General features: G+C 35.9%; 24 protein-coding genes. 22 read left to right on the top strand and 2 right to left on the bottom strand.

The window, feature by feature from the left end; all coding sequences use genetic code 11:
- Nucleotides 1-2: 2 nt before the first annotated feature.
- The gene (locus tag BC6307_RS14765) at nucleotides 3-785 is read right to left on the bottom strand and encodes an ABC transporter ATP-binding protein (protein ID WP_066418471.1); all 783 of its coding nucleotides are present in this window, start codon (nucleotides 783-785) and stop codon (nucleotides 3-5) included.
- 470 nt (nucleotides 786-1,255) lie between these two features.
- On the bottom strand, nucleotides 1,256-1,576 hold the full coding sequence (locus BC6307_RS14760) for a hypothetical protein (RefSeq protein WP_066418468.1): 321 nt from the start codon (nucleotides 1,574-1,576) through the stop codon (nucleotides 1,256-1,258).
- 261 nt (nucleotides 1,577-1,837) lie between these two features.
- Between BC6307_RS14760 and BC6307_RS14755 the strand changes: the two genes are divergently transcribed.
- From BC6307_RS14755 to recN, 22 genes are all read left to right on the top strand, one after another.
- Complete coding sequence (locus tag BC6307_RS14755) at nucleotides 1,838-2,119, top strand: YqhV family protein (RefSeq protein ID WP_066418466.1); 282 nt, start codon at nucleotides 1,838-1,840, stop codon at nucleotides 2,117-2,119.
- Between the two features lie 86 nt (nucleotides 2,120-2,205).
- Nucleotides 2,206-3,120, top strand: coding sequence for a stage III sporulation protein AA (gene spoIIIAA / locus BC6307_RS14750; RefSeq protein WP_066418464.1), 915 nt, complete (start codon nucleotides 2,206-2,208; stop codon nucleotides 3,118-3,120).
- A gap of 10 nt (nucleotides 3,121-3,130) precedes the next feature.
- Entirely contained in the window at nucleotides 3,131-3,643 is a 513-nt protein-coding gene (gene spoIIIAB, locus BC6307_RS14745; protein ID WP_066418462.1) for a stage III sporulation protein SpoIIIAB, read from the top strand.
- An 18-nt stretch (nucleotides 3,644-3,661) separates the two neighbouring features.
- Nucleotides 3,662-3,865 (top strand): stage III sporulation protein AC, encoded by a 204-nt coding sequence (gene spoIIIAC / locus BC6307_RS14740; protein ID WP_066418459.1) that lies wholly within the window; start codon nucleotides 3,662-3,664, stop codon nucleotides 3,863-3,865.
- A 14-nt stretch (nucleotides 3,866-3,879) separates the two neighbouring features.
- Nucleotides 3,880-4,269: a stage III sporulation protein AD gene (gene spoIIIAD / locus BC6307_RS14735; protein WP_174522382.1), complete on the top strand. Its 390-nt coding sequence runs from the start codon at nucleotides 3,880-3,882 to the stop codon at nucleotides 4,267-4,269.
- A 25-nt stretch (nucleotides 4,270-4,294) separates the two neighbouring features.
- Nucleotides 4,295-5,467, top strand: a complete 1,173-nt coding sequence (gene spoIIIAE, locus BC6307_RS14730; RefSeq protein WP_066418455.1) for a stage III sporulation protein AE — start codon at nucleotides 4,295-4,297, stop codon at nucleotides 5,465-5,467.
- Between the two features lie 10 nt (nucleotides 5,468-5,477).
- Nucleotides 5,478-6,095, top strand: coding sequence for a stage III sporulation protein AF (gene spoIIIAF, locus BC6307_RS14725; protein WP_066418453.1), 618 nt, complete (start codon nucleotides 5,478-5,480; stop codon nucleotides 6,093-6,095).
- The gene (gene spoIIIAG, locus BC6307_RS14720) at nucleotides 6,092-6,772 is read left to right on the top strand and encodes a stage III sporulation protein AG (protein ID WP_235858200.1); all 681 of its coding nucleotides are present in this window, start codon (nucleotides 6,092-6,094) and stop codon (nucleotides 6,770-6,772) included. The genes spoIIIAF and spoIIIAG overlap by 4 nt, the downstream gene beginning before the upstream one ends.
- A gap of 3 nt (nucleotides 6,773-6,775) precedes the next feature.
- Nucleotides 6,776-7,381, top strand: a complete 606-nt coding sequence (locus tag BC6307_RS14715; RefSeq protein WP_066418451.1) for a SpoIIIAH-like family protein — start codon at nucleotides 6,776-6,778, stop codon at nucleotides 7,379-7,381.
- An 860-nt stretch (nucleotides 7,382-8,241) separates the two neighbouring features.
- Entirely contained in the window at nucleotides 8,242-8,742 is a 501-nt protein-coding gene (gene accB / locus BC6307_RS14710) for an acetyl-CoA carboxylase biotin carboxyl carrier protein (RefSeq protein WP_066412943.1), read from the top strand.
- A 12-nt stretch (nucleotides 8,743-8,754) separates the two neighbouring features.
- Nucleotides 8,755-10,107 (top strand): acetyl-CoA carboxylase biotin carboxylase subunit, encoded by a 1,353-nt coding sequence (accC, locus tag BC6307_RS14705; RefSeq protein WP_066412945.1) that lies wholly within the window; start codon nucleotides 8,755-8,757, stop codon nucleotides 10,105-10,107.
- A 14-nt stretch (nucleotides 10,108-10,121) separates the two neighbouring features.
- A complete protein-coding gene (locus tag BC6307_RS14700) occupies nucleotides 10,122-10,526 on the top strand; it encodes an Asp23/Gls24 family envelope stress response protein (protein WP_066412946.1) in 405 nt (134 codons plus the stop codon).
- 405 nt (nucleotides 10,527-10,931) lie between these two features.
- On the top strand, nucleotides 10,932-11,324 hold the full coding sequence (gene nusB, locus BC6307_RS14695; protein ID WP_066412947.1) for a transcription antitermination factor NusB: 393 nt from the start codon (nucleotides 10,932-10,934) through the stop codon (nucleotides 11,322-11,324).
- A 64-nt stretch (nucleotides 11,325-11,388) separates the two neighbouring features.
- Complete coding sequence (gene folD / locus BC6307_RS14690; protein WP_066412948.1) at nucleotides 11,389-12,264, top strand: bifunctional methylenetetrahydrofolate dehydrogenase/methenyltetrahydrofolate cyclohydrolase FolD; 876 nt, start codon at nucleotides 11,389-11,391, stop codon at nucleotides 12,262-12,264.
- 124 nt (nucleotides 12,265-12,388) lie between these two features.
- Complete coding sequence (gene xseA, locus BC6307_RS14685) at nucleotides 12,389-13,741, top strand: exodeoxyribonuclease VII large subunit (RefSeq protein ID WP_066412953.1); 1,353 nt, start codon at nucleotides 12,389-12,391, stop codon at nucleotides 13,739-13,741.
- Nucleotides 13,734-13,970, top strand: a complete 237-nt coding sequence (locus BC6307_RS14680; protein ID WP_066412956.1) for an exodeoxyribonuclease VII small subunit — start codon at nucleotides 13,734-13,736, stop codon at nucleotides 13,968-13,970. The genes xseA and BC6307_RS14680 overlap by 8 nt, the downstream gene beginning before the upstream one ends.
- A complete protein-coding gene (locus BC6307_RS14675) occupies nucleotides 13,971-14,867 on the top strand; it encodes a polyprenyl synthetase family protein (RefSeq protein ID WP_066412959.1) in 897 nt (298 codons plus the stop codon).
- 717 nt (nucleotides 14,868-15,584) lie between these two features.
- A complete protein-coding gene (locus BC6307_RS14670; RefSeq protein ID WP_066412962.1) occupies nucleotides 15,585-16,190 on the top strand; it encodes a hypothetical protein in 606 nt (201 codons plus the stop codon).
- 19 nt (nucleotides 16,191-16,209) lie between these two features.
- Nucleotides 16,210-18,099 carry a 1-deoxy-D-xylulose-5-phosphate synthase gene (dxs, locus tag BC6307_RS14665; protein WP_066412965.1) on the top strand — a complete coding sequence of 630 codons (1,890 nt, stop codon included), beginning with the start codon at nucleotides 16,210-16,212 and terminating at the stop codon, nucleotides 18,097-18,099.
- A gap of 4 nt (nucleotides 18,100-18,103) precedes the next feature.
- Nucleotides 18,104-18,937, top strand: a complete 834-nt coding sequence (locus BC6307_RS14660; RefSeq protein WP_066412967.1) for a TlyA family RNA methyltransferase — start codon at nucleotides 18,104-18,106, stop codon at nucleotides 18,935-18,937.
- Nucleotides 18,938-19,143: 206 nt separating this feature from the next.
- The gene (gene ahrC, locus BC6307_RS14655; RefSeq protein WP_066412969.1) at nucleotides 19,144-19,593 is read left to right on the top strand and encodes a transcriptional regulator AhrC/ArgR; all 450 of its coding nucleotides are present in this window, start codon (nucleotides 19,144-19,146) and stop codon (nucleotides 19,591-19,593) included.
- A gap of 29 nt (nucleotides 19,594-19,622) precedes the next feature.
- Nucleotides 19,623-21,311, top strand: a complete 1,689-nt coding sequence (gene recN, locus BC6307_RS14650) for a DNA repair protein RecN (RefSeq protein ID WP_066412971.1) — start codon at nucleotides 19,623-19,625, stop codon at nucleotides 21,309-21,311.
- Nucleotides 21,312-21,480: the final 169 nt, after the last annotated feature.

Raw genomic sequence — 21,480 nt, 5'->3', positions numbered from 1 at the left:
TTTTACACCTCTTTTACGACGGACACAAATTTGGAACCAATCTCTTTATGTTCGTTAAATCCAGTTAGTTCATTAAAAATTTCTTCTAAAGTTCCTTCTTTATTTTGAAGTTTTAACTCTTCAAATGTGCCATCTGCTGAAATTTTCCCGTCGTGTAATAGAATAATGCGACTACTTATTTTCTCAACTACATCCATAATATGTGAAGAATAAAAGATTGTTTTTCCATCTTTCGCTAACTGAGTCATTATTTCTTTAAAAATCATGACACTATTAGCATCCAATCCGTTAATCGGTTCGTCAAAAAATAATAAATCGGGATTATGTAATAAACTAGAAATGATTAAAAGTTTTTGCCTCATACCTTTAGAATAAGAGGCAATGCGAGAATGATAGACTTCTCCAACTCCAAATAACTCCATAAGTTCTCTTGCTTTATAGTCGGCCAATTCAAAGTCTAATCCATATAATTCACCTATAAATGTAAGATATTCATGTCCTGTAAGGTTATCGTAAACTTCGGCAATTTCTGGTACATACCCAATTTTCTGCTTAAATTGGATATTTCCATCTGAAATATTTTTACCGAAAATTTCAATAACTCCTCTAAAGCCTTCTTCAATACCTAATATTAATTTAACGGTAGTACTTTTCCCTGCCCCATTCGGACCAATATAACCAATTATTTGACCTCGAAAAACGTCAAAGGATACTCCTTTTAGTACTTCTTTTGGACCATAGCTTTTTTTAAGGTTTCTTATCGATACTATTTTCTCATCAAACATAAAACCATCTCCATTTATTATGAGTTATTCTACTAATTTTACCATAATATAGTAATGTGTTGAGTAATCTCTGAAATTAAAAAAAAGAGGTCGGGACACAACTATTTCTATCAAAGTAAAAAACGAACAAAGAATATCGGGGGAAAGTCGCTCCGGAAATATACTACGCTTTCCGCGGGCGGCTGGTGAGCCTCCTCGTGCTCTGCACTGCGGGGTCTCACCTATGCCTTTCCTCCCGCAGGAGTCTACGTATATTTCCTCCGCTAATTCTGCGATAGTTCGTTTTTTTACATGATCGTTTTAGTTTTGTCCCAACCTCTTTAGCTTCTATTAATTTTTACTTTTGAAAAACTCTACATAAGCATGGAAAATTTCAATAGCTTGATAGGAAAATAGAGTGATAGCAGTAACTGAAAATACACTTATCATTAATCTAATCCACATGTTAGTTACCTCCTTAATAGTAATAATTAGTTTAGAGGTAAGATCACATAGTTGGATTGATAATACAATGGCAGTAATAAACGAAGCCGTCTATACATTTGGACAAATGCATATATTGCAATATATATTACTAGCGTTATAGATACAATATGAAGATATTGAAAATAATTAGTATTGTGAAAGCTAATCTCGTTATCGAGAATGTTAGGTCCGTTTACTGTTTGGTTGAAAGAAGAATCACTTTCATGGATTACAACTATTTCTTTAAGTGAATCGTATTTAATAACTAGTATTTGAGCGTAACAAGTTATTAAAAAAATCATAATAAGGGCAACTGTTTTATTCATCGGCAAGCCCCCTAAATAAGTTTTCATCATTATACACCTTTTCACCATGGTAATAAACAAAAACGTATTACCATATTATTTAGACAAACTATTAAATTTCTTCGATACTCCTAACCCCATCTAAACCTTAATAATTCAAATTCTTCTTTATTTATATTCTACCTATTAACATTTTTATTCCTACTACTTCTTATTCAAGTGGCGCATGCATACGTTGTACAAGTAGTGCTTTTGCAATCATTTACTAATTCGGAGGTTAAGATGAAAAAGTTATTCGCAAATGTAGATCAAGTTGTTTTATCAATGGCAGGGTTGAGGCTTTTTTCAGGATTATTAGAAATAACTGCCGCAATCGTTATCTTTATGTTAAATGATGTGAAAAAAGCAATCATTGTTAACTCGATGTTAGCTGTAGTCGGACCTGTAATTTTTATTTCTACGATGATGATCGGGTTAATCAGTTTGGCAGATGAAATCTCGTTTTCAAAACTAATATTCATTTTAATAGGTGTAGGTTTTATTTTATACGGAATATATAAATAGCAATCTATTTTTTAAAGATGAATAGCATATAAGGTGGTCAAGCCTGCATACATTTAAGTAATAAAGGTATAAAAGGAGCACTTTAAATGTTACATGATATTGTTTCAGTCCTGCCTACTTCTATCAGTTCTATTATTAAAAACCTTTCTCCAATGACTAAAGAAAGAGTGGAAGAAATACGAATAAGAGTAAGGCGTCCGTTAGAGATCATTACAGACGGAGTCCCGATTTTCCCCCCTTACACTGTCACAGAAGAAGATGGGCAACAACTTCTAAATAAGATTAGTCAGTATTCCATTTATGCATTAGAAGAAGAGTTGAAACGTGGTTACATTACGGTTGCAGGCGGTCACCGAATTGGACTTGCTGGGAAGGTTATTACTGAAAAAGGAAAAGTTAAGGCAATCCGTGATATTTCATCTTTTAATATTAGGATTGCTAAACAAAAAATAGGTATTGCAACGAAACTCATCCCTTATTTATATGGAGAAAAATGGGAAAGCACAATGGTAATCGGTGCACCACAAACAGGAAAAACGACTCTATTAAGAGACATAGCAAGAATAATGAGCATGGGTGACAAAGAACGTTCTATTCCATCCTGTAAGGTTGGTATTGTAGATGAACGATCAGAAATTGCAGGAAGTGTGAAAGGAATTCCTCAACATGAGCTTGGTGTAAGGGTAGATGTTTTAGATAGCTGCCCGAAAGCAGAAGGCATGATGATGCTAATACGATCCATGAGTCCTGATGTAATTGTTGTAGATGAAATTGGAAGAGATGAAGATAGTATAGCAACGATGGAAGCTGTAAACGCAGGAGTTGGGCTATTAATGTCCGTACATGGTAGCTCTCTTGAAGAGTTGCAAACAAGGCCAACAATAAAAAAAATTCTTGATTTAAAGGCGATTAAACGATTTGTACTGTTAACAAGATCAAACGGTCCTGGGTCGATTGAACGAATATTGGATGAGCAGGGAAAAGTAATTTACGGGAAGTAGGTGTATAAAAATGAAAATATTAGGAGCTGTTCTCATTTTAGTCGCCACTTCTTGGGCAGGGCTCGAGGCTGCTCGACATTTTACAGAACGTACTAGACAGCTAAGACAGCTAAAGGTTGCTTTACAGTCACTAGAAGCAGAAATAATGTATGGACATATGCCGTTAGCGGATGCAGCAAAAAATATAGCTGGACAGCTTGATAAACCACTAAATTGGTTTTTTGAAGAATTTGCAACTAAATTACGAAAGGCGGAAGAGAGTGTAAAGGAAGCTTGGAATAGTAGTTTAGATGAAATTTGGAAGAATACCGCTCTAAAAAAGGCAGAACTAGAAATACTAAAGCAATTTGGTGAAACGCTAGGACAGCATGATCGAAGTACACAGCAAAAACATATTATCCTTGCACTTACACATTTAGAACGAGAAGAATTAGATGCCCGAGATCGACAAGCGAAATACGAAAAAATGGTTAAAAGCCTCGGACTACTGACGGGCCTACTGCTCGTTATCTTATTGATGTAAAAAATAGGGGGAAGCATGATGGGCATAGAAATTGATGTCATATTTAAAATAGCAGGAATAGGAATTGTTGTAGCTTTTTTGCATACTGTTTTAAAACAGTTAGGTAAAGAAGAGTACGCCAACTGGGTAACGCTACTAGGATTTATTTATATATTATTTATGGTTGCAAGTATCGTAGAGGATTTATTTAAAAAAATAAAGTCGGTCTTCTTGTTTCAATAAAGGGGTGGTGACCTATCGAAATTATTCAAATAGTTGGTCTCGGTTTAGTTGCTACTTTTTTAGCATTAATTGTAAAGGAACAAAAACCGACGTTTGCATTTATGCTCGTAGTTTTTGTCGGGTGTGTTATTTTTTTATTTTTAGTGGATCAAATTTTAGAAGTTATTAGAATGCTAGAAAGAATCGCAATAAACGCCAACATTAATATGATCTACGTGGAAACAATTTTAAAAATAATTGGAATTGCCTACATCGCAGAATTTGGTGCCCAAATAACGAAAGATGCTGGACAAGGTGCCATTGCTTCCAAAATTGAATTAGGTGGAAAAATTCTTATTTTAGCGATGGCAATTCCTATCTTAACTGTGATTATTGAGACAATTATTAATTTAATTCCATCATAAAACTATAATAAAGTGAGGGGAGAAGATGAACCGATTTGTTGTAATTGTTGCCCTCTTCGTCGTCGCATTGATTTTTCTACCTACTGTAGTACAAGCCTCTCCAACTACTCCTTCTGAAATTGTAACAGAGCAGCTCGATCGAGTAGGAGTAGATGAAATTAAACAATATTGGGATGAAATTATGACGGAGTATGGTGGGTTTCTGCCAGAAAGTCAAAAAGGAGATTTTATTGATTATGTAACAGGGGACAAGTCGTTCTCCTTATCCGAATGGTTTAAAGGATTTTTAAAATACTTATTTCATGAACTGTTAACAAACGGTAAATTACTTGGAAGTTTAATATTACTAACAATCTTTAGTATGTTCTTGCAGACGTTGCAAAATGCTTTTGATCAAAAAGCCGTTAGCAAAATAGCCTACTCCGTCGTATTTATGGTGTTAATCATCATCGCACTGAATAGTTTTCATATTGCAATCACTTACACAACAGATGCCATTCAAAATATGATGGCTTTCATCTTAGCTTTAGTGCCTTTACTGCTAGCTCTCATAGCTTCATCAGGTGGCCTTGTATCGGCATCAATCTTTCATCCAATTATCATCTTTTTAATGAATACTAGTGGATTATTAATTCAATACGTTGTTTTACCTCTACTTTTTTTATCGGCAATTTTAAGCATTGTAAGCACATTGAGTGAACAGTATAAAGTCACGCAATTAGCACAATTGTTACGGAATATTAGTGTTGGTATTCTCGGAATCTATTTAACTGTTTTCTTAGGAGTTATTTCGGTCCAAGGAGCAACGGCTGCGGTAGCAGATGGAATTACGATTCGAACGGCAAAATTCGTCACTGGTAATTTCATTCCGGTAATCGGAAGAATGTTTACAGATGCGACAGATACTGTAATAAGCGCCTCTCTCCTTTTAAAGAATACAGTCGGTATACTTGGTGTAGTAGTTTTATTACTAATTGCCGCGTTTCCTGCTTTAAAAGTTTTATCACTAGCGATTATATATAAACTAGCAGCTGCACTTTTGCAACCAATTGGTGGAGGTCCAGTTATTGCGTGTTTAGATATTATTAGTAAAAGTGTTATTTATATTTTTGCAGCTTTAGCGATTGTTTCTTTTATGTTTTTCTTAAGTATTACGATTATTATTGCTGCTGGAAATATTACCGTAATGGTGCGTTAGGGGTGAGAAAATGAGTTATTTAACAGAATGGATTACGAGTATCATCTTATTTATTTTGTTAGCAACTGTTATTGATATGCTACTCCCTAACTCTAGCATGCAAAAGTATACGAAGCTTGTCATTGGATTACTATTAATCGTCATTATTTTAACACCAATATTTAAATTACTTTCTACAGATATGGACGAGCTATTTGCTAGTTTTTCCGATCATCCATCTATCATTTCAGAAAAAAAATTAAAAAATTCAACAGAATTGAAGAAAAGAGAAATACAAGCCTCATCTCGTGCATATAAATTAGAACAAATGGCTGTCCAACTAAAAGATTTAGTAGAAGAGGAGTTGATGGAGCAGTATGGGTTAATCGTAGAAGACATAGATTTAGATATTAAGGAAGATCCAGTCAACCATACAGAAGACGAAATAGAACATATCGCAATTTATCTAGTAGAAAAAGATTCCGTAACAGCCATTCGAGAAGTTGAGCCTGTTTCAATTGACACCTCCAAACCGATAGAACGACCAAAGCCAGCAAAAGAAACAGAAAACGTTCAAAGCTTTTTGTCCGAGCAGTGGCAAATACAAAGTACTCAAATTACGGTTGTAATGGAAGGGGGGAAAAGGTGAGCGTGGGAGATAAAGAGAAAAGTAAAGACTTTATTCCATGGTTAAAAGGGCTCCTATCGAGCGGAGATAAAAAATCCACCAAATTTCAATATATGCTAGTCGTTCTTACAATTGGAGTCGGGCTCATGCTTTTCAGTAATTTGTTTTTTGGAGAGAGTAATTTAACTGCAAATCCATCAGTTCCAACATTAGGAAGTGTAGAAAATGAAAACGATAACGAGCAACCAGCCTTTAGTCAAAAAAACACCGAAAACACACCTATGACGATTTCCGATTATGAAAGACATTATGAAAACCAGTTAAAAGAAGCAATTGAAGCTATGCAAGGTGTCGAAGAAGCAACAGTTGTTGTAAATGTCGATGCTTCTGAGCTGAAAGTGCTGCAAACAAATAAGTCTACTCATAATCAAAAAACGGAAGAAACAGATCGTGATGGTGGAAAGCGAAATGTGGAGGATGTTTCAAAAGATGAACAAGTCGTCATAACTAGAAGTGGGAATGACGAACAACCAATTATTATTGAAACGAAAAAACCACCCATTCGTGGCGTGTTAATCGTGGCTCAAGGGGCTGAAAGTATAACAATAAAACAGATGATAGTGGAAGCGGTAACGAGAGTACTTGATGTACCTCAACATAAAGTTGCTGTAGTTCCGAAAAAAACTAAGGGGGAATAAAAGATGTTATTGAAAAAACAAACAGTTTGGTTATTAACGATGTTAAGTTTAGTATTTGTCTTATCCGTTTATTATTTCGTAGGTGGTCCGAATGATCAATTAGCATTTGATGAAAATAAGCAAGAACAGCAAGATATGGATGCAACAAGTGGTGACAACGATGCTACTAAAGAAGATGATACAGATGTTGATGCAGATACTACAGGTGACAACGAAGTTATTTCACACATTTCCAGCGCAGAAGATTTAGCTGGCTTACGCTTTGAACTAAACGATATTAGAAGTAAACAAAAAGACGATTTAAGTGCAGTAACAGCAAATACTAGTCTTTCTATCGATGAAATTAATAAAGCGAAAGAAGAATTAAATGCGCTACACGACATAGAAAGTAAAGAATTAATGTTAGAACAACAAATTAAAAGTCGTGGTATTGACGATGCTCTAGTAAGAGTCATTAATGGTGAAGTTACAGTAATGCTTAAAGCTGAAGAAAGTTCACCTAAATTAGCGAATGAAATTTATCACTTAATTCGCGAGCAATTCCCAAATGTACGTAACGAAAACGTCGCAATCCAGTTCCAAGCAACTGCAACTGCAAACAACGACTAAAACCAAAAGCGCTAGGTACCCCTAGCGCTTTTTTGTGTATAAAATACTCAATTAAAAAAGGAATATCCATTTTACGTCGAATCTTATATATATATATCCGTAAATTACCTTGCTTCTAATGTTGTTTGAAATTCTCAAATCTATTTCAACGAATAGTAAAATTTCTCTATCGCATAAAAATCTAAGGTAGAATTCAACTTACTACGTTGTCAAAAATGAAGTGCTATTTTCCTTAAACGCACCTACTTTTAAGGGGAGACACCTATGCTAGTGGCAATTTTGCACTATGGGAATGAAAATGGGTAGATTTCATATAAGTTGCCAAAATTTTTCACCTCACAAAATACAGAACCGAGAGTGGAATGGAGCGAAAGACACTTGACTCCAGCGGGAGGTAGAGGGAAGGTCGAGACCCCACAGGCGAAGCCGAGGAGGCTTGACTCCACGAAAAGCGTAGGCGGCTCGCTCAGGTCCAATCAAACTGGACTTTTTCCGCAGGAGATAAAGGAAACACAGCGAACGATAGTGAGCTGATGTTGACTTATCGTACGGAGGAAAAGGGAAGTTTGAGCCGGACCTAGCCGCCGAAGCTAGCCATCTCCCCGCGGAAAGCAAGTGTCTGTAGCGAAATGAAACGGACTAACTTAAACCAATAACAACATTCATTGTTGTCTAAAAAAGAAATGTATTATCCAAAATACGTTTATTTTCAAGGTAGATAAAAAAGAACTAGTTAGTACTTGGTTATAATATCTATTACTATTTTTAAGTTGAATTTCATAGCTTCCTGTCGTATGATATAAAAGAAATTTTATTTTTTGTTTGTAATAGAAACATTTTAAACTAGGAGTGAAATAAAAATGTTAAAAATTCAAGAAATCCGTGAAATAATTAAACTAATCGACCAATCGAATATAGACGAGTTTTCGTACGAGCAAGAAGGTGCAAAACTTAAACTAAAGAAAAAAGGTGAAGTACATACAGTTGTTGCTTCTGCTCCAACACCGGCGCCAGTTCAACCAGCAGCAGTAGAAGCCCCAATCGCTGCAGCAGCTACGCCACAAGCAACACCAACAGCACAACCAGTAAAAGAAGAAACTAAACCTGTAGAAGATACGAACTTACACAAAATTACGTCTCCGATGGTAGGAACGTTCTATTCATCCCCATCACCAGATGCAAGTGCCTATGTTCAAATTGGAGATAAAGTAAGCGAAAATTCAGTAGTTTGTATTGTAGAGGCAATGAAACTTTTCAATGAAATTGAAGCAGAAGTAAAAGGTGAAATTGTAGAAATTTTAGTAGAAAATGGCCAATTAGTAGAATACGGTCAACCTTTATTCTTAGTAAAGCAAGCGTAAGGAGAGACTTTTATGATAAAAAAACTATTAATTGCAAATAGAGGAGAAATAGCTGTCCGCATCATTCGCGCTTGCCGTGAATTAGGGATTGAAACCGTTTCCATATTTTCGGAAGCCGATCGAGAAGCATTGCACGTACAGTTAGCGGACGAAGCTTATTGTGTAGGCCCAACATCTTCTAAGGACAGTTATTTAAATTTTACCAACATTATTAGCGTTGCTAAACTTACAGAATCTGATGCCATACATCCAGGTTATGGATTTTTAGCAGAGAATGCAGACTTTGCAGAGTTATGCCGTGAATGTAACATTACGTTCGTAGGACCGAGTCCAGAAGCAATTACAAAAATGGGTACAAAGGATATCGCGAGAGAAACAATGCGGGAAGCGAACGTTCCGATTGTTCCGGGTTCACAAGGAGTTATTGAATCTGTTGAGAATGGTGTGAAAATTGCCGAAGAAATTGGATATCCTGTTATTATTAAAGCTACCGCTGGTGGAGGCGGGAAAGGTATCCGTGTTGCGAGAGATAGAGAAGAATTAAAAAAAGGTATATCTATCACACAGCAAGAAGCAGCAACAGCATTTGGTAATCCAGGAGTTTATATTGAAAAATACATTGAAGATTTCCGTCACGTAGAAATCCAAGTGTTGGCAGATAATTTTGGTAATACCATTCATTTAGGAGAGAGGGATTGCTCTATCCAAAGACGTCTTCAAAAGTTAGTAGAGGAAACTCCATCTCCAGTAATCGATCCAGAAATGCGTGCTGAAATGGGCGAAGCAGCAGTAAAAGCAGCAAAAGCAGTAGACTATTCAGGTGCAGGTACGATAGAATTTATATATGACTACCAAAACCGTAAGTTTTACTTTATGGAAATGAATACAAGAATTCAAGTAGAGCATCCTGTAACTGAAATGGTAACTGGAGTCGATCTAATAAAAGAACAAATTCGTGTAGCTTCAGGAGAAAAGCTATCACTAACACAAGAAGATGTAACTTTTAACGGTTGGGCTATTGAATGTCGCATAAATGCAGAAAATCCAGAGAAGAATTTTATGCCGTCACCTGGTAAAATAGATATGTACTTACCTCCAGGCGGTTTCGGTGTTAGGGTTGATTCTGCTGTTTATCCTGGTTATGTAATTCCGCCATATTATGATTCGATGGTAGCGAAGCTCATTACATACGGTGCTACGAGGGAAGAAGCAATAGCAAAAATGAAACGTGCTTTAAGTGAATTTGTTATTGAAGGAGTTCACACAACGGTTCCGTTCCACTTAAAACTTATGGATCACGAAGTATTTAAAGACGGAAACTTTAATACGAAGTTTTTAGAGAAATACAAAGTGATGGAGTCTTAAAAGGAGGTAAAATAATGGCTGAAAAAAACTTGTTAGACATGAGTGGTCATGAATCACTTGGGAAAGTTGAAATTGCCCCAGAAGTAATTGAAGTGATAGCTGGTATTGCAGCATCTGAAGTAGATGGTGTAACGCAAATGCGTGGTAATTTTGCAGCTGGTGTTGTTGAAAAACTAGGCAAAAAAAACCACGGTAAAGGTGTAAAGGTAGACCTTTCAGAAGAAGGTATTAAAGTAGATGTATATTGTGTAATGAAGTTTGGGGTTTCCATTCCAACAGTTGCACAAAAAGTCCAAGACAATATTCGTCAAGCTTTATTTAATATGACAGCTCTAGAAATCTCGGAAGTAAACATTCATGTAGTTGGTGTTCAATTCGAAACAGCAAAACAAGAAGTAGAAGTAGATCAAGAAATGTAACACTTTCAAAGCCTTGTAAACTTGAGCGGTTTACAAGGCTTTTTATTTTTGCTATTGTTAAAAGTTGTTGACTTTGTTGAAGTGCATTATCTATTTATGAAGGAATCATCGTTGTATAAACGCAACAATAGTCGGAAAAGATGAAAAAAAGAATAGAATCGTTGAATATATCTTTTTAAAGAGAAAATTGTTAGCTACTATAAAAATACCGTCATCTATTGTATCGGTAGTTTATGTGTGATTAGTCTTTATAGATACTCCGCTAAAAACGAATGAAAATAATAAAAAAATAATAAAATGTTTGGGTTTTGGGTGAAAAAATGAAGAAAATAGTATACTTTTTTAAAAAAAAGTGTGCTATTATCATTTTATACTCTTTAACTTCAATATAAGGAGAAAAGCAAAATGAAAAGAAGTTTAGCCAGAGAAAAAGCGTTACAAGCCATTTTTCAATTTGGAAAGAGTGAAATAACTCCGGATGAAGCCATTCAATATGTACTAGAGGATAATGAACAATCAGATCCTTTTTTACATAGTTTAGTAACAGGTACTTACAACAACTTACAAGAAATCGATGAAATTATAGTGAACCACTTAGAAAATTGGTCTTTTGACCGTTTAGGAAACGTAGACAGGACAATACTTCGCATTGCAGTTTATGAAATGAAGTATTTAGATGACGTTCCGGTAAAAGTGAGTATGGACGAAGCAATAGAGCTAGCAAAAAAATTCGGCGATGAAAAATCGAGTAAATTTGTAAATGCAGTCCTTTCAAAAGTTCAGCAGACAGTATCTTAATATATTTTTATACGATACAAACCTAGTAGCTCGATCATTCTTTAGAGGGTAAGGGGGAAACTGCATGTCAGCAGTCATCATTTCAGGAAAAGAACTAGCGACAGAAAAACGATCCTATATTAAAGAAAGAGTAGAACAACTAATTTCATCTAAATCTGTACAGCCTACACTAGCTGTAATATTAGTAGGAGACGATCCAGCTTCTCACTCGTATGTAAAAGCAAAAAAGAAAGCATGTGAAGAAGCGGGAATTAAATGTATCGTAGAACAATATCCTACCTCGTTAACAGAAAGTGAATTAGTTAATAGAATAGACGACTTTAACAAAGATTGTGCTATTGACGGTATATTAGTTCAGTTGCCTTTACCTAAACATATAAATGAGCTTGCTATAATTGAAAAAATCTCTCCAGAAAAGGATGTAGATGGTTTTCATCCAATCAACATTGGGCGTATGATGATTAATCAAGAAACGTTCCTTCCGTGTACACCTTACGGAATTTTAGAGATGATTAAATCATTAAAGGTAAGTATTACTGGCAAACATGTCGTTGTTATTGGACGAAGTAATATCGTTGGAAAACCAGTGGGTCAATTATTTTTAAAAGAAGACGCGACCATTACTTATTGTCATTCGAAAACAAAAAATATGGAAGAAATCACGAAACGTGCAGATATTTTAATTGTTGCTGTTGGCAAACCGAATATTATCACAGCTAATTTTGTTAAAGACGGGGCGATTGTAATTGATGTCGGTGTAAATCGACTAGAGAACGGTAAGCTTTGTGGAGATGTAAATTTTCAGGAAGTGAAAGAAGTTGCAAGTTATATTACACCAGTTCCGGGTGGTGTAGGTCCAATGACAATCACGATGTTACTTCAAAATACGCTTCAATCTGCTAGTAAAAAAGCAAATAAACTTAGTAAAAGTAGTACATAAAACCTGCTACTTTTCGGTTTCAACATAATATGATATGTTAAGAGGGGAAGAAAACGACAAAATTCTTCGTCTCTTTTTTTGTTTGAAAATTATAAGGAAAACGCTTCAAAAAGGAGCATTATGAATGAGTGAACAAAAGTATTTAACTGTTACGGCACTAACGAAATATATTAAACGAAAGTTCGATGTAGATCCTCATTTACAAGATGTTTTAGTTAAAGGGGAAATATCCAACTATAAGCAACATAGTCGTGGCCATATGTATTTTACACTAAAGGATGAAAATGCGAGACTGCAGGCTGTCATGTTTGCAGGAAATAATCGAAACCTTCCTTTTAAACCTGAGGAAGGGATGAAAGTATTAGTACGTGGAGAAATAACGGTCTACGAAGGCAGTGGGCAATACCAAATTTACATTAAAGAAATGCAGCCTGATGGAATTGGTAGCTTATATTTAGCTTACGAGCAATTAAAGAAAAAGCTATCTGAAGAGGGATTATTTGATGCGAAATATAAAAAAGCTATTCCACCTTTTCCTGAAAAAATTGGTGTGATTACATCGCCAACTGGCGCGGCTGTACGTGATATTATTACAACAATTAAGCGCCGTTATCCTATTTCTCAAATTATTGTTGTCCCTGCACTTGTTCAAGGTGGAAATGCAGCACCGTCCATTGTTCAAGCTATAAAGCAGGCAAACGAGCTTAATATGGATGTGCTAATTGTCGGACGTGGAGGCGGTTCGATTGAAGAGTTATGGGCTTTTAATGAAGAAATAGTAGCTCGAGAAATTTTTGCATCGAAAACACCTATTATTTCTGCAGTTGGGCATGAAACAGATTTTACAATTGCAGATTGGGTAGCTGATTTAAGGGCTCCAACACCGACAGCGGCAGCCGAATTAGCTGTACCTCACATAAAAGACTTAATGGATAAGTTATTAGATAGAAAAACAAGATTACATAGAGCATCTTATCACATTCTTTCTAAGCGGAAAGAACAGCTATCCTCTATCCAAAAATCATATGCATTTAGAAATCCTAAACAGTTATATGTACAAAAAGAGCAACAATTAGACCGGATGATGGAACTTTTAGACTACAACATAAAACGTACGATAGAACGGAAACGAAACGAATGGGAGCGGAGACACGAGTTGATTCGTCGCCATCATCCGAAAAAACAAGTATCGGATGGAGAAAATCTCGTAGCTAGTCAAACGAAATTACTTCAAAAAGCTATGCTACAGGTTTTGCAAAAGAAGAAATGGGAATTTGATAAAAGGCTATCTCAAATTGATGCATTAAGTCCGTTGAAAATTATGAATAGAGGATACAGTATTGCTTATAACGAAAATAACGATGTTATTAAACGAGTAGAGCAAACGAAAATTGGAGATCAAATGTCCATTCATGTTCAAAATGGCTTTATAAACTGTGAAGTAAAAAGTGTTAAGGAGGAACAAAAGGATGAGTGAGAAAAAGAATGAACTTTCATTTGAGGATGCAATAAAGCAGTTAGAACGTATAGTAGAAAAATTAGAACATGGGGATGTTCCGTTAGAAGAGGCTATAACTTATTATAAAGAAGGTATGAATCTTTCTAAGCATTGCCATGACCGATTAAAGCATGTAGAAGCACAAATGGAACAAATCCTCCGCGAAAATGGGGAGCTGGAGCCCTTCTCTGTACAGGAGGAGGAATAAATGGAATTAGTAAATTTAGAGCAATTTTTCAAAGAAAATAAACAATTAGTAGAAGAATATTTAACAGCCAATATATCTGAACTTCATGCACCTACTGTTATTGTGGATGCAATGAAATACTCATTAGATGCGGGCGGGAAAAGAATTAGACCACTATTGTTGTTGGCTACTTTGCAATCATTCGGCAAAGATGAAGCAATTGGTTTACCGGTGGCAGCTGCTGTTGAAATGATTCATACATATTCTCTAATTCATGATGACTTACCTTGTATGGATGACGATGATTACAGACGTGGTAAACTAACGAACCATAAAGTGTTCGGAGAAGCGATGGCGGTCCTAGCGGGTGATGCCCTACTTACGTTCAGCTTTCAAGTGATTACTAGGCTTATAAAGGAATATAAAATAGACCCGTTAACAGGAATGAAATTAGTAGAAGAGTTAGCGATGGCAGCAGGCCCTGAAGGAATGGTAGGTGGTCAAGTAGCTGATATGGAAGGTGAAGGAAAAAGTTTAAGTTTAAATGATTTAATCTATATTCATGAGCATAAAACAGGTAAGCTATTAGAATTTAGTTTAGTAGCTGGTGCGACACTTGCTAACGCTTCAGAAGAAGAAATCAAAAAACTAAGAGAAGTTGCTTATCACATAGGACTTGCTTTCCAAATTAAAGACGATATTCTAGATATAGAAGGAGAACAAGAAAAAATAGGTAAAAGAGTAGGTTCTGATACAGCTAATGATAAAGTGACATATCCATCTCTGTTAACGTTGGAAGGTGCCAAGGATAAATTACAAGAGCATATTAGTGCGGCAAAAGCCCTTCTTTCCTCTCTCGAACTGAAAAATGACCTCCTTCATCAAGTTTGTGACTTAATTGGTAACCGAGACCATTAAAGTCTTTCAAGATTGAGTGTTTTTAAACGATATGTTATAATTTATGGTACTTACAGGAGTGGTGCAGTATTCTAGTCAATCTACCTTTTTGGAAGGCGGGCCTAAAAATCCGCTAAAGGGCACATCGATGAAGTTTCTTGTGTCGGCTTGAGGCGCCCAGCTTTGGGTTGATGCAGGGAGTAAAGGAAGTAGGGCGATCCACAAAGGCATGTGGGCGTGGACCCTGCTTCCGCGGAGGCCCATTTTTTGCTTTTCGTCTTATAAAGGGAGAGGAGCGGAATGGTGATAAACCTGCTTATTCTTTTTACATGGGGAAAAAGAATGCAGCGTAGCCTGCCTTGAGTGGAGTTAGAGGGGATTGTAGGTACAGAGGGAATTAAAAGCAAGGCCAGTTTTTATTTCCTAATTAAGCTATATGAAATCTGCTCTGCAAAAGAGGCTAAGAAAAGGTTAAGGGTTGTGGAGGAAAACTCCTAGACTGTTCCTTTATGACATATATAGAGGATTATAGTGCGGACTAAGTGGTAATCCAGTCTAACAGCTGGCGACACTGTTAAGGTGAGTTTAAAGGGGAACCGCTCGGATGGCGACACCGAGTACTTGCTTGGGAAAACCTACTGGACCTAAGCCGCAGTCTTTACTCTATATATGACCACTCCACTTACATATTATTAGGAACGTGGAAAACTATATAGATATAATTAAGGAAATGAATACATGATAAATAAGTTTAAAGACGCAATAAATTGGAGTCTAGCGATTGCCGTTATCACGCTTGTGTTAGCGGCTATTTTTTCAATCGTTTCTACGCTACTCTTATCTGGCGTAACATGGGCGATTGGAATGTTAATCGTTTTTATTATTGTGTTAATTGGTATATTTTTTGATATGGTCGGTATTGCAGCAACTGCTGCTGACGAAACACCGTTTCATGCAATGGCATCAGAAAAAGTATTTGGTGCAAAACAATCGATTCATATCGTTCGAAATGCCGACCGATTCGCGAGCTTTTGTAATGATGTAATTGGAGATATATCTGGTATTATTAGTGGTACAGCTTCAGCTATAGTGGTAATTCAATTTACACTTTCTATGCAGCATCAAGAGGATTCCGCTTTTCATTACGTTATCTCTGTCGTTTTTACAAGTGTTGTAGCTGCGCTTACTGTTGGTGGTAAAGCATTTGGGAAGTCGTTAGCAATGAAATATTCAACTCCCATTATTTTTCAAGCTGGGAAAGTGTTTCATTTATTAGAAAATAACTTTAAAATTACTATTTTGAAGGATAATAAAAATAAGAAAAAAAGAAAACGAAAAAAGTAAGGAAAGAGAGTGGTCCCTCTTGGATGTTACAAAGATTACAAGCCCACAAATATTAAAAAAGATGTCAACGGAAGAGTTGGAAGCACTAAGTGCAGATATCCGTCAATTTTTAATTGAGAAGTTATCCAAAACAGGGGGACATATTGGTCCTAACTTAGGTGTGGTAGAACTAACTATTGCTCTTCATAAAGTTTTTGATAGCCCAAAAGATAAACTTTTATGGGACGTTGGACATCAATCATATGTTCATAAGATATTAACTGGTCGTGCCTGTGAATTTGATACGTTACGCCAATATAAAGGTCTATGTGGATTCCCGAAAATGATTGAAAGTGAACATGATGTATGGGAAACCGGACATTCCTCCACTTCTCTTTCTGCTGCAATGGGTATGGTTGCGGCAAGAGATATTAAAGGTACAAAAGAGCACGTTATCCCAATTATTGGTGATGGAGCTCTAACCGGTGGAATGGCTTTAGAGGCACTTAACCATATTGGACATGAGAAGAAAAACATGATTGTTATCTTGAATGATAATGAAATGTCGATTGCTCCGAACGTTGGAGCACTTCATAGCGTTTTAGGAAGACTACGAACAGCTGGAAAGTATAATTGGGTAAAAGATGAATTAGAAATGCTGTTGAAGAAAATTCCGGCAGTTGGTGGAAAGCTAGCTTCCACTGCGGAAAGAATTAAAGACAGTGTGAAATATTTACTTGTAAGCGGAATGTTCTTTGAAGAGCTCGGCTTTACTTATTTAGGTCCAATTGATGGTCATAATTATCAGGAGCTTTTTGAGAATTTACAATATGCGAAGAAAACAGAAGGTCCGGTAATCGTTCATGTAATAACGAAAAAAGGTAAAGGGTTTAAGCCTGCTGAAACAGATAAGGTTGGAACGTGGCATGGTACAGGTCCATATAAAATAGAAACAGGAGATTTAATTAAACCTGTTAGTGCACCACCTGCATGGAGTAGTGTTATAAGTGAAACAGTTAGAAGACTGGCTAGAGAAGACGAGCGTATTGTTGCGATTACACCAGCAATGCCAGTAGGCTCTAAATTAGTTGGTTTTGCTAGTGAGTTCCCGGAAAGAATGTACGATGTAGGTATTGCAGAACAGCATGCTACCACCATGGCTGCTGGACTGGCTACTCAAAAAATGAAGCCGTTTTTAGCAATATACTCTACGTTTTTACAACGTGCGTATGACCAAGTAGTTCATGATATTTGCCGTCCGAATTTAAACGTATTTATCGGTATTGACCGTTCGGGCTTAGTTGGTGAAGATGGAGAAACTCACCAAGGGGTATTTGATATAGCATTTTTACGTCACTTGCCTAATTTAGTACTAATGATGCCGAAAGATGAGAACGAAGGCCAACATATGGTACATACATCTTTAACGTATGATGATGGCCCGATTGCACTACGTTTCCCTAGAGGTAATGGTCTAGGGGTGAAAATGGACGAAGAGCTTAAACAAATTCCGATTGGCTCTTGGGAAGTGTTAAAAGAAGGTAGCGATGCAGCAATTTTAACATTTGGTACAACCATTCCGATGGCATTGGAAGCAGCTGAACTTCTAGAAAAAGAGGATGTTTCTGTTAAAGTAATTAACGCTCGCTTTATTAAACCGATGGACGAAGGGATGCTTCATAGTTTATTGGAAGATTGTATGCCGTTATTAACAATTGAAGAAGCCGTTTTACAAGGGGGCTTCGGAAGTGCGGTGTTAGAATTTGCAAATGATCATGGCTATGCTTCCCCAATTAAACGTATGGGTATACCAGATCGTTTTATTGAACATGGTAGTGTAAAGGCGTTATTAGAAGAAATAGGACTCACAACTCCTGAAGTTGTGCGGACAATAAAGACGATTGCAAGAAGAAAACAAAAAAGGGCATAACAACATGACAAAAAAAGAAAGAATTGATGTTTTACTAGTTGAAAGAGGTTTAGTTGATTCTCGGGAAAAAGCTAAAAGATCCGTAATGGCTGGGTTAGTATATTCGAATGAGGAACGCTTAGACAAGCCCGGAGAAAAAATTGCAATTGATGCTCCTCTTACGATAAAGGGAAACGTACTTCCTTACGTAAGTAGAGGTGGCCTTAAGCTAGAAAAAGCATTAAAAGTATTCAATTTAAATATAAAAGACAAAATGATGATAGATATAGGAGCTTCTACTGGTGGTTTTACGGATTGTGCACTGCAAAATGGTGTGAAAAAAAGCTATGCTTTGGATGTTGGATACAACCAACTTGCGTGGAAGTTACGTCAAGATGAAAGAGTTATCGTAATGGAACGAACAAACTTCCGTTATGTTACCCCAAGTGATTTAACAGAAGGAATGCCTGAGTTTGCATCAATTGATGTATCTTTCATTTCGCTAAGATTAATACTACCTGTTTTAAAAGGACTTTTAGTTCCTGGTAGTGACGTTGTTGCCTTAGTAAAACCACAATTTGAAGCAGGTCGAGAGCAAGTTGGTAAAAAAGGGATTGTACGTGACGCTAAAGTACATGAACAAGTGTTACATGACATTATTCAATTTGCCTTAAACCAACAGTATGTAATTGAAAACTTATCGTTTTCACCAATAACAGGTGGTGATGGGAACATTGAATTTTTACTCCACCTTTCTTACTATGGTGAAGACCATAAGAATGAAATAAAATTAAATGAGTCGATCGAAGAAGTCGTTAGCCAAGCACATGCACAACTTCGAGCTGCAAAAGGGGAATAACTATAAAAAGTTATTCCCTATTTTTTAGATTAATGAAAACATTATTATGAAACGATAAAAAAGAAACTTTTCGACATAATACTGATTTTTCTTCGTAAATTAGAGTTATTTTGAAGAAAAAAATCTTTTAATTATTCAATGATTGATTTACGATAAAGGTATATATTAGAAGGAATTGCTATTATTTAATATTAGGGGGTCAATGAATGACTAAGGGGCAGAGACATATAAAAATTAGGGAGCTCATTACAAATCGCGAAATTGAAACACAAGATGAATTAGTCGATTTATTAAAAGGGTTAGGCTTTAATGTAACTCAAGCAACGGTTTCTCGAGATATAAAAGAATTACATTTAGTAAAGGTTCCAATGCAGGATGGTCGTTATAAATATAGCCTTCCAGCAGATCAGCGTTTTAACCCGTTACAAAAGCTAAGAAAATCACTACTTGATGCTTTCGTGAAATTAGATGTTGCTGGCCATATGATCGTAATGAAAACAATGCCTGGTAATGCTAATGCAATTGGAGTTTTAATAGATAATTTAGATTGGGTTGAAATATTAGGCACAATTTGTGGAGATGATACTTGTTTAATTATTTGTCGTACTCCAGAAGAAGCAAATCAGCTGTCAGACAAGTTTTTAGGAATGCTTTAAAACAAGAAAGAAAAATAAGGTGAGGTATTATGATTGCAGAACTTTCGATAAAAAACTTTGCAATAATCGAAGCGGTATCTATTTCGTTTGATAAAGGTTTAACGGTATTAACAGGTGAAACAGGTGCGGGTAAATCGATTATTATTGATGCCATCCACCTTTTAGCAGGTGGGCGAGGTTCGCAAGAATTTGTGAGGCATGGAGAAAAGAGGGCGGAAATTGAAGGTCTTTTTCTAATAGAAAGTGAAAAACATCCATGTATTCACGTTTGTCATGAGCTTGGAATTGAATTAGATGATAATATGGTCGTGCTTCGTAGGGAAATTCATGCATCAGGAAAAAGTGTTTGTAGAGTGAACGGGAAATTAGTAACTATTTCCGTTTTAAGAGAAGTTGGGCGTACGTTAGTAGACATTCACGGGCAGCACGAACATCAAGAATTAATGAATGCTGATTTACATATCGACCTATTAGATCAATTCGGAAATGAAACGATAAACAAGTGTGTGGAAGCGTACAATAACGTATACGATCATTATAAAAGTTTAGAGGTAAGATTGAATGATTTAACGACAAATGAACAACAAATGGCACATCGGTTAGATTTAATTCAGTTCCAACTAGAAGAAATTAATAATGCTAAACTACAGCCGAAAGAAGAGGAAGAACTACTGGCTGAAAGAAATAAAATTAGTAACTATCAAAAACTTTTCCAAGCGTTAAACAATAGCTATTATAGTCTTCATGGTGAACAAAAAGGGTTAGATTGGGTTGGACATGCTATGAGTGAAACGGAAGCGCTAAAGGCAATCGATCCAAAATTGGGTACCATTTATGAAACCATTTCTAATGCCTATTATCAATTGGAAGAAGCTTCTTATCATATTCGTGATGAGATTGACCAATTAGAATATGACCCAGAACGTTTAGATTTTATAGAAGGTCGATTAAGTGAAATAAAGCAATTAAAAAAGAAGTATGGAAGTACTGTAGAAGAGATTTTAGAATATGCGGCAAAAATTGAAGAAGAACTCGAAACGATTCAAAATAAAGATTCTCACATCCACAAACTACAGCAGGAGCTTGAATCGGTTGAATCAGACCTTTTGTTAGAAGCGAAAGCTTTAACTGAAGCTAGAACGAAGGCTGCTGTAACATTAGAAGAGAAAATTCACGAACAGCTACGAGATCTTTATTTAGAAAAAGCAAACTTCAAAGTAAACGTTACTTCTCATAATAAATTTCAAAAAAATGGTGTAGATGCAGTAGAATTTTATTTAACGACAAATCCAGGCGAACCGTTAAAACCGTTAGCGAGAGTTGCTTCAGGTGGAGAGTTATCGCGTATAATGCTAGCGATGAAAAGTATCTTTTCCCAACATCAAGGTATTACATCGATTATTTTTGATGAAGTAGATACTGGTGTAAGTGGAAAAGTGGCTCAAGCAATTGCAAACAAAATTTATTCTGTTTCGGTGGAATCACAAGTTCTTTGTATTTCACATTTACCACAAGTCGCTGCAATGAGCGATACGCATTTATTTATTAGTAAAGAAATTGATAAAGACCGAACAAAAACAAGAGTTAACATTCTTTCAACCGAAGAAAAGGTTAACGAAATTGGACGAATGATATCAGGTATAGAAGTTACGGAACTTACGAAAAAACATGCAAAAGAATTGTTACAACTCGCTAATCGCCAAAAAGAAATTAAATAAAAGCTTAACGTGGTTGTATAGGAATATTACATTCCTGTATAACCACTTTTTTATTTATTCGGTGCTTCTGATTTTTTTCTTTCACACACGTATATTCTTGAAATTATAGTTAAGAAATATGCAAAAAATATCACTAAGTATAAATTATCCAAAAAGGGTATGTTTTTTA

The sequence above is a fragment of the Sutcliffiella cohnii genome, from assembly GCF_002250055.1.
GTDB classification, from domain to species: Bacteria; Bacillota; Bacilli; order Bacillales; family Bacillaceae_I; genus Sutcliffiella; species Sutcliffiella cohnii.
Note: the sequence above shows the minus strand (reverse complement) of the source record. Positions and strands in the feature narration are given on the sequence as shown.